A 12,294-nucleotide genomic window follows, 5' to 3' on the forward strand; every position below is an offset into this window, starting at 1 on the left:
CTCAGAGCTCGGCGTAGAGCCGGGCAGCATTTTCATAGCTGAAGCGCAGCGGCACCGAGCCCTCGACCTGCCAGGCTTCGACCGTCTCGCCTGCCAGCAGCCGGCAGGCGCCGTCGGTGGTGGTGACGGCACCGCCATAGAGCCGGTTGGCAAGGTTGAGGATGGCCGTCTGGTGCATCGCCGTGCTGCCACTGCCGCAGGCATCCTTGACCAGCAGCACTCGAAACCCGAGCGCCACCGCATCCTTGACGGTGGCATCGATGCAGGCCTCGGTCCAGACGCCGGCAACGACCAGCCACTCGATGCCATCGGCCTTCAGCCGCTCGGCGGCAGGCCCCGCGCGGAAGGCGCTGGCATCGGTCTTGACCAACATCATCTCGCCTGTCGCCGGGCCCACTTCCGCGCAGATCGCAGTCAGCGGATCGTCCTTGTCGGAAAATGCCGACTTGCCGCTGGCCTCGACCGGGTGGAACGGCCGCGCCGTGGCGAGATCGACGATATAGGCCCAGTGATACAAAGGCACATGATTGGCCCGTGCTGCTGTCTGCAGGCGCTGGACGTTGGCGAGGATATCGCCATAGCCTTCGACCAGATAGCGCTTGTCCCGCCGATGCTCCTCCTGGAGATCGATAAACACCGCCGCCGCCTTGCCGCGCTTGATCGAGATCGGGCTTTTCATGCAAAACTGCCTGTCAGCACTCAAACGTGTCTGTCAAGGAAATCATCCTCATAGGGGAAGCGCGACAGGAGCTCGGTGCCGGTCTCGGTGATCAGGATCTCGTCTTCCAGCTTGACGCCCTCGCGGCCGCCCTTCTCGCCGATATAGCTTTCGACGCTGACCACCATGCCGGGCACGATGAAACCGTCGCGGCCATAGGTCTCGTAGTCCATGGCGTGCGCTATGAACGGCGTTTCGCCATGCATGCCGACGCCGTGCATGACCGAGGTATAACGCTGGTCGACGAAGCGGTCCGGTATCTTCCAGGCCCTTTCGGCAATCTCGCGAAACGCCATGCCCGGCTTGACGACCCCGATATTGTGCTGAACCTGGTCGTGCGCCATGCGGTAGAGCGACTTCTGATAATCCGTCGGCTTGCCCGGTCCGCAACGGAAGGTGCGCGAAAAGTCCGAATAATAGCCGTAGCAGCCGATCGTATCGGTATCGAGCGCCAAGAGTTCGCCCGGCCTGATCTTGCGGCCGCTCGCCTCGTTGAACCACGGATTGGTGCGCTGGCCCGAGGTCAGCAGCCGGGTCTCGATGAACTCGCCGCCTTGCCGGATGACCTCACCATACATGATGGCGAACAGCTCGTTTTCGGAAACGCCAGGTTTGATCGCCTCGCGCACGGCATAGACCGCAGCCTCGGCACCAGCCATCGACACCTGCAGGCATTTTACTTCCTCGGGCGTCTTGACCGCGCGCACCGCCAAAATCTCGCCCTGGCAATCCCGCACCTCGCAGCCGCGCTTTTCGAGCGCCAGTGCCTGCAGATGACTGCAGCGGTCAAGGCCGAGCTTCATCGAGCCGCCGCCATGCACCTTGAGCAATTCGGCGATCTCATCGGCGAACGGGCCGGCGGTCTCGTCGTCGCGGCCTGACACCGACGACCAGACCAGCTTGGACGGACGCGCCTCGTCGATCGTGTCGAGCACCATCGAGACATGGTAGCTCTGCGGATATTCGAACAGCACGATCGGCCCTTCGGTGGGTATGAAGAAATAGCGCGTCGAGTTGCGCAGGAAATAGCCGAACATGTTGCGCGAACCGGTGGCGTAGCGCTGGTTGTAGGGATCGAACAAAACGACGCCGCCATAGCCGGCCTCGCGCATCCAGGCGCGCAGCCTGGCAAGCCGGCCCTTGCGCAGCGCGTCGGCGTCGATGAAGGACGGCTCGGTGTCCGACAGCCACATACCGCCGGCCGGATCCGCCGCCGCCGGATGGCGCATGCGATCCCTAAAGTCGACATCCTCGGTGCTGTCGGGGTCAAAAACGACGATGCTCATGGGTGCCTCCTGGAAGCGGCGAGGATGGGCCATGCGCCGCGTAGAGGCTGTGCGCGATACCGCAGATGTTGTGCCGGATGCCGCAGCCCCGACGCGCCGGCGATCCTTCGCGCCCCTCTCTGTCCTGCCGGACATCTCCCCCACGAGGGACCACGAGGGGGGAGATCGGCAGCTTCGCCGATGGCGCTACTCTCGCGATGTTGGCACGCGATGTTGGCAATTGGCGAAAGCGGAGGCGACGGCCAATCTCCCCCCTTTGTGGCCCTTTGTGGGGGAGATGCCCGGCAGGGCAGAGAGGGGCGCTGTCCCGCCAACATCCGAAATACCTAATGTCTGCGCATCACCTTCGGCGCATGGCCATGCTCCTCCCGAAACGCCCGCGCAAAACTCGACATCGAGGCGAAGCCGCAGGCCAGCGCCACGTCGCGCACCATCAGCGTCGAATGCGCCAGGAGGTCGGCGGCACGCTTCAGCCGCAGGCGGCGGTAATAGCCGTTGGGCGAGATACTGAGTTCGGAGCGGAAATTGCGTTCGAGCTTATCGGAGGAGATACCAAGTCGCCCCGCCAGTTCCGCCATGCCGAGCCGCTCCTCCACCGCATCCTCCATGATGGCGATGGCCGACAGCACCAGTTCGTTCTGCACGCCGGTCCGCAGCCTGAGCGGCATCAGCTTGCGGTCGACGCTGGAGCGTAGCGGGCTGTGCACAAACCATTCGGCGACGCCGGCGGCCAGTTCGGCGCCATAATCGCCGGTGATGATCTCCAGCATCATGTCGAGGCTGCCGACGCCACCGGCCGAAGTGAAGCGCTTGCGGTCGATGACATAGAGATCGCGCCTCAGCTCGATGTCCGGAAACGCTTCGGTGAAGGCAGCCTGGCTGGTCCAGTGCAAGGTGCAGGCATGACCGTCGAGCAGGCCGGCCCGAGCTAGGAAGAAGGCGGCATCCGCCACCGCGCCGATATGGGCACCGCCGCGCAGGCTTTTGCGGATCCAGCTCACGGCATCCTCGGCGACGAGATGATCGGCGTCACCGCCTGAGCAGACGACGATGCGATCGACCTTCGGCGCGTCATGGGCGGAAAAGCCGGGCTGAATGACGACGCCATTCGAGGCCTCGACGGGGCCTTCGGCGGCGCCGACGATGATCCAGCGGTACCAGTCCCGCTTGGCCAGCACGTTCGCCGCGCGCAGCGGCTCGATCACCGAGCTGAACGCCATCATCGGAAAGCCTGGGAAGACCAGGATGGCGAAGGTGAGCGGGGTATCGCTTGCCGTCGGTTGGTTGCGTTGTCGGTTGTTCATAGCTTCCGGAGCCAGGCAGCAAGGTGGATCTGGAAGCTACAATTCTGCCAGATGGCGCCAAGGTCAACGGAATAGAATGTAAGACACATGGATATGGGTGCAGAATAAGCGCCGCTCGTTCGCGATCCTTCACGCCCCCTCTGTCCTGCCGGACATCTCCCCCACAAGCGGGGAGATCGGCAGCTTCGCCGTCCCGTGCGTGTTTCAGCGTTGGAGGTTGGCGAAAGCGCAAGATGACGGCCAAATTCCCCCCTCGTGGCCGAGATGCCCGGTAGGGCAGAGGGGGGCACTGTCCTGCCGACGTCTCGCAGGTTCTTGTTGGCGGGCTCAGCTCGCCAGCGCCTGATCCAGATCCGCGATCAGATCGTCGCCATCCTCGATCCCGGCCGACAGCCTTACCAGCGAATCCGAAATCCCGATCTCGGCACGTTTTTTCGCCGGGATCGAGCCGTGCGTCATCAGCGCCGGGTGCTCGATCAGGCTTTCGACGCCGCCGAGGCTTTCGGCCAGCGTGAACAGTTGCGTATGTTCGAGGAAGCGTTTGGTGCCGGCGAGGTCGCGGTCGAGCTCGACCGTGATCATGCCGCCGAAGGCGTGCATCTGCCGCCTGGCGATGGCGTGCTGCGGGTGGCTGGGCAGGCCGGGATAGATGACACGGCGGATGTCGGGACGGCTTTCCAGCCAGTGCGCGATCTTCTGGCCGTTCGACGAATGACGCTCCATCCTCAGCGCCAGCGTCTTCAGTCCGCGCAGCGCCAGGAAACTGTCGAACGGCCCGGAAATGGCGCCGATGGCGTTCTGCAGAAATTTCAGCCGGTCAGCGAGATCCTTGTTGTCGCCGACCACGGCGACGCCGCCGACCATGTCGGAATGGCCGTTGAGGTATTTTGTCGTCGAATGGACCACGATGTCGATGCCGAGCTCCAGCGGCCGCTGCAGATAGGGGCTGCAGAAAGTGTTGTCGGCGACTGAGAGCACGCCTTTGCGCCTGGCAAGTGCTGCGACGCCTTCGAGGTCGACGACACGCAGCAGCGGGTTGGTCGGCGTCTCGACCCAGAGCATTTTGGTTTCCGGGCGGATCGCCGCCTCGACCGCGGCAAGATCGGTGAAGTCAACGAAGTCGACCTGGAGGTTGGCGGAGCGCTTGCGCACCCGCTCGAGCAGCCGAAACGTGCCGCCATAGATGTCGTCGGTGGCGACGATGTGGGCGCCGGAATCGAGCAGTTCGAAAATAGTGGCGATCGCTGCCAGCCCCGAAGCGAAGGCGAAGGCGGCTGTGCCGCTTTCGAGATCGGCCACAGCGCGTTCGAAGGCGAAGCGGGTCGGGTTCTGGCTGCGGGCATATTCAAAGCCCTTGTGCACGCCCGGGCTCTGCTGACCGTAGGTCGAAGTGGCATAGATCGGTACCATCACCGCGCCCGTCGTCGGGTCGTGGCTCTGGCCGCCATGGATGGTGCGCGTCGAAAAGGCGAGGCGGTTTTTGCCCGATACGGTGGCTTTGACGGTCATCGGGCGCGCCTCAGATGGTTGATCAGGTCAATGCGTGTTATCAGCCCGATGAATTCGTCGCCGTCGAAGACGATGGCGACCTCGTTGCGATCAAACACCGGCAGCAACGCGTCCAGCGTCTGGCTGGCTTGCAGCGTGTGCAGGGTAGAGGTCATGGCCGTACTGACCGGAGCCTTGAAGCGGTCCCAGCGGCTGTCATAGGGGCCTTCGACCTTGGCGAGGATATCGCTTTCGTCGATGATGCCGACGAGCTTGCCCTCGTCCAGCACCGGCAGCTGCGAGACGTCCGAGCGGCGCATACGGCCATAGGCGTTGAGCAGGCTTTCGTCCGGACCGACATACACGGTGTCACCGGTGCGGTGCGAACGCATCACCAGATCGCGCAAATCGCCATGCTGCTCCTGCTCGGCAAGGCCCTGCTCGGCCAGCCAGAAGTCGTCGAACACTTTCGACAGGTACTTGTTGCCGCTGTCGCAGACGAAGGTGACGACGCGCTTCGGCACGGTCTGCTCGCGGCAATAGCGGAGCGCTGCCGAAAGCAACGTGCCGGACGACGAGCCGGCGAGGATGCCTTCCTTCGAAAGCAGGTCGCGCACCGCCAGCATGCTCTGCTTGTCGGGGATGGAATAGGCCTTCCTGACCAGCGACAGATCGGCATTGGGCGGGACGAAATCCTCGCCGATGCCTTCGACGGTCCAGCTCCCGGCCTCTATCATCTTGCCGGTCTTGATCAACGGCGCCAGCACCGAGCCGACCGGATCGGCCAAAATCATCTCGGTCTTTGGCGAGACTTTCGCAAAGTAGCGGCCGAGCCCGGTCAGCGTGCCGCCGGACCCGACGCCGACGACAACCGCATCGACGTCGCCTTCGAGCTGTTGGAAGATTTCCGGTCCGGTCGTGGTTTCATGAGCCAGCGGATTGGCCGGGTTGGCAAACTGGTTGGCATAGAAGGCGCCGGGCAGCTCGGCGGCGATCTTTTCGGCCATGTCCTGATAATATTCGGCATGACCCTTGCCGACATCGGAACGCGTCATCCGCACCTCCGCGCCGAGCGCCCGCAAATGCTGGATCTTTTCGCGCGACATCTTGTCGGGGACGACCAGGATGATGCGGTAGCCCTTGGGGATGCCGACCTGGGCGAGACCAAGACCGGTGTTGCCGGCGGTCGCCTCCACAATCGTCCCGCCGCGCTTCAGTTTGCCCTGTTTTTCGGCGGCGGCAATCATCGACAGCGCGATGCGGTCCTTGATCGAGCCGCCGGGATTCTGGCTTTCGAGCTTGATGAACAGCCGGCACTTGCCGATGTCGAATTTGGTCAGCTCGACGACCGGCGTCTGCCCGATCAGGTCGAGAACCGAGGCATAAGGCGGGCGCAGGCGGGACGATGCATCGTCCGATGCCACGATCTTGTGCTTGCTCATGTCAGATGCTCCGTTGCCAGAATGAGCAACCGCCCTGGAAGACGGCAACCTACCGTCTTTTCCAGCCGTTTGCAGTTGGAAAGAAGATAGATCGTGCCAATCCGGCCGCCAGCAGGGGAATGGAATTTCGCGAAAGCTTCGTCGGCCTGCAGGCAGGGGCAAAAGATTTGCAGAACCCGCTTAGGGTTCAGGCGATCGCGGCCTGGGCTTCGATCTCGATCAGAAAATCCGGATTGCCGAGGCCGGCGACGCGCAGCACCTTGATGATCGGCGGCGCGCCACGGTTTGCCCAGAACGCCATCCAGGCGCCGAAGGCCGGCCCTATGTCCAGGTCGCCGGCGATATAGACCGAGAGGCTGACGAGGTCTTCAGGCTTTGCCCCACCGGCTTCCAGCACCTTTGCCAGGTTGGAAAGCGCCTGAGCGGTCTGTGCAGCGAGATCGTCCCTGGCGACGGTCCGGCCTTGCGCGTCGACGCCATTCTGGCCGCCGACCAGCACGATGCGCGCGGATGCCGGCAGCGACACGCCGTGCGAATAGGCCGGATTGCTGTGCATGCCCTCGGGGTTCAGCCTTTCGATGGTCACCGCGCTTTTCTCCTCTTCAGCAAAAATTATCCTGCGGCCGCCCATAGGATCAACGGCAATCGTGCGGGCGTTTCAACGCACCATCTCGTTCGTTGCGGCCGCCGATTCCGCCATGCTACCCGGCGCTGGGCGAACAGCAATGCAAGGAACGGCCGATGAAGATTCTTGCCTATGACAATTTCAAGCCCGGCGTCACGCTCGACGATTTGCGGCCTTATCTGCGCGACGAAGTGTCGAATGTCTGGCGGCTCTGGAAGGCGGGGATCGTGCGGGAGAATTATGCGCGCGCCGATATTGGCGGCGTCATCATCGTCTTCGAGCTCGACAGCGTCGCGGAAGCGCGGCGCTACACCGAGGACTTCCCGCTGTCCAAGGCCGGGCTGCTAGAATGGCACTTCATCGCCTTCGACGCGCCATTGCCGCTGGAATTCCTGTTCGATCCGACGGTCGATATCGCCAAGCCATGGGACCGGACTGCGGCATGATCCGGTCGAGCGACGGGATCGAAATCCCGGCCAGCCTGGCTGAGTGGGGCGATCCGCGCCGCACGGCGCTGGTGGTCTACGACATGCAGGTCGGCATCTGCCGACAGGTGGCCCGCGCCGCGACCATCGTCGAGCGTACCGGTACGGTGCTAGAAGCGGCGCGCGGGGCCGGAATGCGGGTGGCGTTCACGCGCCACCTGTCGCTGCCGCGCAAATGGATGGGCGCGACGCAGCTGCGCACCGCCATGGCCTGGCAGCGGCGCGACAGCCCCGACACGGTCGAGCCGTGGTTCCCGCGCGACGCCGAAGCGACGCGGATCGTGCCCGAGCTGGACCCCCGCGCGGACGAGGCGGTATTCGACAAGCTCACGATGTCGGCGTTCGATTCCACCGCGCTCGGCTTTGCCTTGCGCGATTGCGGCGTGCGCACGATAGCGCTCGCTGGCATCGCCATGGAGATCGGCATCGAGCCGACCGTTCGCCAGGCGACCGACAATGGCTTTGTCGCCGTGGTAATCGAGGATGCCTGTGGCTTCGGCAACCGCGAAGCGCGCGACCGCTCGATGGCAACGCTACGCTTCCTCGGCGAAGCCGTCGTCACCGACGTCGCAAGCTTCTGCAGCGCGCTTGCCGGCGCGGGTTGAGGGCAATCGGCTTGCCGCGCGACCTACCGTTTCACGGCAACGCCGAACCGCTCCATCGCTTTGTCTTCACACATTACGGACGGAAAACCGCTCCGCGCCTTTCCCGGAATTGATCTAGATGGTGGCTGCGCTGTCGGTGCGAAAACGCACGCCCTCGGCGCGACCGTGCACGCTGCCCCAGTCGTAGAGCGCCTGGAGCGCGGCGGCGAGATCTTCACCGCGCCCGGTCAAGGCGTAGCGCCCCTTGCCGTCGGGCGACGTCTGGAGCGTGACGAAGCCGATCTCGACAAGCTCGGCCAGGCGCTGCGTCAGCATCTTGTCCGAGAGTGAGGGAATCAGCCGGCGCAGGTCGGAATAGCGCATCGGCTGTTCCTTGATGCGCGCCAGGATCACCGTCTTCCATTTGCCCCCGAGCGCGTCGAGCGCGAACTCGACCGGACAGCCGTAGAGTCTTCCGCGTTGGGTCATGCGCCATGGTAGGCAAGGCACGGTGACGACGAAAGCAGAATTTGCCCGGCCATCTGGCCAGGGTCGCGGCTCACGGCCTCGCCGACTACAAAATCCATGGAGGAGAACGAAGACGAGCGTGCGCGACATCAATCCGGTCGATGCGAGACGGCCGAAACGTGTGGCGTCATCGCCTGGCTGTCTCGACCACCACAGGCTGCTGGTCGGCTCTGGTGGAGCGAGCTCCCGCACCCTGGTTCGCCTTCACCGAACGCGGCTATGCGGTCGAGATCTTTTCACCCGGCGACAGCGGTCTTGCATCCGAGATCGCGTCAAGACAGAGGCGGCCTCATCCGAGCAAGCGCTTGCTCAGCCGCGCGCACTGCACGCGAATATCGGGAATGGCGTCGATTTCGAAGAAGGTGCCGCGCGTCAGTGGACCGACGGCGAGGATATTGGCGAATACCGTGCCGTCGCCGGCGATGACCTCGCAGTTCGCGGTCACGTCGAGGCCGAGGCGCAGCGGATCCGGCCGTGCCAGCCCACGCTCGACCAGCGACCGCACCACGCTGTTCGAGGTGGTCGAGATGTCCCTGGCGATGCCTGTGCAATCATAGATGCGGGTGACGTCGAACCTTTCGAGCTGCTGCGTGTGGCGCGACTGGACCTGTAGGCTGAAGCCGTCGCCGGCGGCGATCTCAACGACGCGGCCGGCGACAAGGCGGATGCGGCCCGCTTGCACCGCCTCGGCAACGCGGGCGTAGACTTCCGGCGCCATGCGATGGCGGTGGATGTCCCACCAGGCCTTGGTGTGCTCGACGAAGCGGCGCTTGGCCGAGGACGGCCAGTTCTGCCAGATCTTCTGGTTGAAGGGTCTCAGACCGTCGACGACGTCGCGCCAGTCGATGCCGGCCTTCTGGTTTTCCCGGATCAGGTCGCGGAACCAGCCGACGAAATAGGAAAGCTGGGTGCCGAGCGGAATGTCGGCAACGTCGAGCTTGATCGGATTGCCCTTGCGATGCGGCGAAGGCAGCAGGCCGCGCCGCGACACCGCGACGATCGCGCCGCGGTGGCCGCGCTGCTCGAGCGACAGGAAGGCATCGACCATGCTCAAGCCGGTGCCCAGCACCAGGACTCGGGCTTCGGGGTCGAGCGCAGTGTCCGCCTCGGATCCCATCCTGATCGCATGCCCCTGCCCCGCCCCCGGCTCTTCGTCGTGGCCGGTGGCGAGCACGGCAAGATGCGCAACCACGCTGGTGCCGTTGGCCAGCGCCACTTCGACGCCTGACGCGGTCGGCGAGATCGACAGGCTCTCCTCGCGGATCAAGCGCAGCCGGCCCGTCTGCTGCTCACGCGCCTCGAGCTCGTCGAGCAACTCCTTGAGATAGCGGGCGTAGACGCTGCGCGGCGCATAGACCGGCGCCTGTTCCGGCGTTGCCAGGCCGCGTTCAAGCAGCCAGCGCGAGAAATTGCCGGGATCGTCGGCATAGGCGCTCATGCCCGACGCGCTGACATTCAGCACATGCGCCGACAGCAGCGTTGAATAGGCCATGCCTTGCCCAAAATGCGGGCGTTTTTCGATCAGGCTGACACGTAGATCGGGATTGGGCGACTTCAGCAGATGAGCGGCAAGCACGACACCGCTGGCGCCGCCGCCGACAATGATGATCGAACTTGGCGTAGCGCGCCCGGTCATGCGCACACCAGCTGTCCTGGCGATCGTCGCCGGCTCAGGAGAGATTGGTTCAGGCCTGGATTTTCAACGCCGCCGAAAAATCCTCGTCGCCGGCGATGTCGCGCATTTCCGCGAGGCTGCGCTGATCCAGCACCTCGGCGATGGCCTGCCGGACCTCCAGCATCAGGTGTCGGACTTGGCATGTCGCCTCGTTGCAGTCTTCGCAGCGCTGATACTGGGTGCGGCTGGCGCAAGGAATGGGGGCAAGCGGCCCGTCGAGCACGCGCACGACGTGGCCGACCTTGATCTCGTCCGCTGGGCGTGCCAGCCGGTAGCCGCCTTCCTTGCCCTTGCGGCTCTGAACGAAACCGGCATTGCGCAATTCGCCAAGGATGGCATCGAGGAACTTCTTCGGAATATTGTTTCCTGTGGCGATGTCGTTGACGAAGGCGAGCTGTCCAACCGGCAGGCGCGCCAGATGGACGAGCGCCTTGAGGCCGTATTTACCTTTTTTCGTGAGCATAACCCGCACGTTTCTCTGTCATGCGATGGCGCAAGGCCACCGGTTGCGAAACGCCTGGCGTGCCTCCCCGCCGCGTCCAAGCTGTCACTACAGATAAATTCTAGTGACATGATATACAAGCCGAGAAACGTTGATTTTGCTTCGTTTTCACGCCGCAATGGCCATTTTGGCCGGGGCTTGTGCTCTTGCGAGCACAGGAGCCACCGCGAATGACACACCGGCAAACTGGCCGGCGGCAGGAATGTCCCGATCGGCGAGAATACCAACAGCAGCTTCTGCCCCTGAATTTGAAGGCCAAAGCATGCCGCGCGCGGCAACAAGGAGGGTGGCGTCGCTCATCGTCCTCTCCAATCCTTCAATGTCGATAAGGATACTAGACTTAACCGCGAACACAGGGAACTTGTTTCCAATTTCTTGGCTATCCACAGTATGGATTTGCCGATGCAGGGGCGAAAACGGGAAAATCCTTGTTGCGCGCAAGGACGACGTGGAAGAGGTTCCCGGGCAAGGACGATGGTTCTCACCCGAGCCGTCACCCAGAAGCGCGCGAACTGCCATAGCCAGATGACTTTTTCTAACAAGACCGCACCGATTGGAAGGATTTAACTCTACAAGAACGATAGAGTTAGATGACTATGAAACGCAATCCGGGTTTTCCTCGTTTCCAAGGAGCGTTTCATGTCCACCATTTCGCGACGTATCGTTCTCTTGTCCTCGGCGGCCTTGGCTGGCGCCGCCTTTCTCGGCCAAGCCGATGCGCAGGACCTCAAGATCACTATCGGCTACCAGACGGTCGTCGAGCCCTCGAAGGTGCCGCAGGCCGACGGCGCCTATGAGAGCGCGACCAAGGCGGCAATCGACTGGCGGAAATTCGATTCCGGCGCCGACGTGATCGCCGCCATCGCTTCCGGATCGGTCGACATTGGCTATGTCGGTTCGAGCCCGCTGGCGGCGGCGGCGAGCCGCGAGCTTCCAATCCAGACAATCTTCATTGTCGGGCTGATCGGCGAATCCGAGGCCCTTGTCGCCCGCAACGGCGCCGGCATCGAGAAGGCCGCCGACCTTGCCGGCAGGAAGGTGGCGGTGCCCTTCGTTTCGACGACGCATTACAGCCTGCTTGCCGCGCTGAAGCATGAGGGTGTCGACCCGAAGTCGATCGATATTCTCAATTTGCGGCCACCGGAGATCGCGGCGGCATGGGCGCGCGGCGACATCGACGCCGCCTATGTCTGGGATCCGGCACTCGGCCAGATCAAGACTTCGGGCAAGGTCGTGCTGGATTCCTCGCAGGTCGCCGCCTGGGGCGCGCCGACCTTCGACGCCTGGATCGTGCGCACCGATTTCGCCGAAAGGAACCCGGAAGCGGTGCGCGACTTCGTCAAGGTGACGGGCGCGGCCTATGCCGAGTTCCTGGCCAAGCCGGACGCCTGGTCGGTGACGTCGCCGCAAGCGGCGAAGATCGCCACGATCACCGGGGCCAAGCTGGAGGACGTGCCGCAACTATTGAGGGGCTATGTCTTCCCGACGCTCGAGGAGCAAGCCTCGGACAAGTTCCTCGGTGGCGGCACGGTCAAAGCGGTCGAGGCGACATCGGCCTTCCTCAAGGAGCAGGGCAAGATCGACGCCGTGCTGCCGGATTATTCGGAATACGTATCGTCGAAATATGTCAGCGAAGCGCTTGCCTCGAACTGACGCC

The 12,294-nt window shown here is 63.6% G+C and carries 13 protein-coding genes; 3 read left to right on the forward strand and 10 right to left on the reverse strand.

Translation table 11 applies throughout. From position 1 onward, the window contains the following. Position 1: 1 nt before the first annotated feature. From NKH30_RS14625 to NKH30_RS14650, 6 genes are all read right to left on the reverse strand, one after another. Entirely contained in the window at positions 2-679 is a 678-nt protein-coding gene (locus tag NKH30_RS14625) for an isochorismatase family protein (RefSeq protein WP_352539770.1), read from the reverse strand. A 20-nt stretch (positions 680-699) separates the two neighbouring features. Next, complete coding sequence (locus NKH30_RS14630) at positions 700-2,004, reverse strand: M24 family metallopeptidase (protein WP_352539769.1); 1,305 nt, start codon at positions 2,002-2,004, stop codon at positions 700-702. 326 nt (positions 2,005-2,330) lie between these two features. Next, complete coding sequence (locus NKH30_RS14635; protein ID WP_352458590.1) at positions 2,331-3,308, reverse strand: GlxA family transcriptional regulator; 978 nt, start codon at positions 3,306-3,308, stop codon at positions 2,331-2,333. Positions 3,309-3,635: 327 nt separating this feature from the next. Further along, positions 3,636-4,817, reverse strand: a complete 1,182-nt coding sequence (locus NKH30_RS14640; RefSeq protein WP_352458589.1) for a cystathionine gamma-synthase — start codon at positions 4,815-4,817, stop codon at positions 3,636-3,638. Next, a complete protein-coding gene (locus NKH30_RS14645) occupies positions 4,814-6,238 on the reverse strand; it encodes a pyridoxal-phosphate dependent enzyme (RefSeq protein WP_352542812.1) in 1,425 nt (474 codons plus the stop codon). The genes NKH30_RS14640 and NKH30_RS14645 overlap by 4 nt, the downstream gene beginning before the upstream one ends. Before the next feature lie 187 nt (positions 6,239-6,425). After that, on the reverse strand, positions 6,426-6,824 hold the full coding sequence (locus NKH30_RS14650; RefSeq protein WP_352458587.1) for a RidA family protein: 399 nt from the start codon (positions 6,822-6,824) through the stop codon (positions 6,426-6,428). Positions 6,825-6,979: 155 nt separating this feature from the next. On the opposite strand from NKH30_RS14650, the gene NKH30_RS14655 reads away from it, so the two are divergent. Further along, complete coding sequence (locus NKH30_RS14655) at positions 6,980-7,309, forward strand: hypothetical protein (protein ID WP_352458586.1); 330 nt, start codon at positions 6,980-6,982, stop codon at positions 7,307-7,309. Continuing rightward, the gene (locus NKH30_RS14660) at positions 7,306-7,953 is read left to right on the forward strand and encodes a cysteine hydrolase family protein (protein ID WP_352995940.1); all 648 of its coding nucleotides are present in this window, start codon (positions 7,306-7,308) and stop codon (positions 7,951-7,953) included. Before NKH30_RS14655 ends, NKH30_RS14660 begins: the two co-directional genes overlap by 4 nt. Before the next feature lie 114 nt (positions 7,954-8,067). Here the strand turns inward: NKH30_RS14660 and NKH30_RS14665 are convergent, their stop codons facing one another. The 4 genes from NKH30_RS14665 to NKH30_RS14680 form a co-directional block, all read right to left on the reverse strand. Beyond that, entirely contained in the window at positions 8,068-8,421 is a 354-nt protein-coding gene (locus tag NKH30_RS14665) for a winged helix-turn-helix transcriptional regulator (protein ID WP_352771345.1), read from the reverse strand. Positions 8,422-8,749: 328 nt separating this feature from the next. Beyond that, on the reverse strand, positions 8,750-10,096 hold the full coding sequence (locus NKH30_RS14670) for an FAD/NAD(P)-binding protein (protein ID WP_352473976.1): 1,347 nt from the start codon (positions 10,094-10,096) through the stop codon (positions 8,750-8,752). Between the two features lie 49 nt (positions 10,097-10,145). Continuing rightward, positions 10,146-10,598, reverse strand: a complete 453-nt coding sequence (locus NKH30_RS14675) for an RrF2 family transcriptional regulator (protein ID WP_023675902.1) — start codon at positions 10,596-10,598, stop codon at positions 10,146-10,148. Between the two features lie 147 nt (positions 10,599-10,745). Next, positions 10,746-10,937, reverse strand: coding sequence for a hypothetical protein (locus tag NKH30_RS14680; protein ID WP_352458582.1), 192 nt, complete (start codon positions 10,935-10,937; stop codon positions 10,746-10,748). Positions 10,938-11,276: 339 nt separating this feature from the next. Between NKH30_RS14680 and tauA the strand changes: the two genes are divergently transcribed. Next, positions 11,277-12,290 carry a taurine ABC transporter substrate-binding protein gene (gene tauA / locus NKH30_RS14685; protein ID WP_352995942.1) on the forward strand — a complete coding sequence of 338 codons (1,014 nt, stop codon included), beginning with the start codon at positions 11,277-11,279 and terminating at the stop codon, positions 12,288-12,290. Positions 12,291-12,294 lie beyond the last annotated feature (4 nt).

Source organism: Mesorhizobium sp. M1273 (genome assembly GCF_040318195.1).
In the GTDB taxonomy this organism is placed as follows: Bacteria; Pseudomonadota; Alphaproteobacteria; order Rhizobiales; family Rhizobiaceae; genus Mesorhizobium.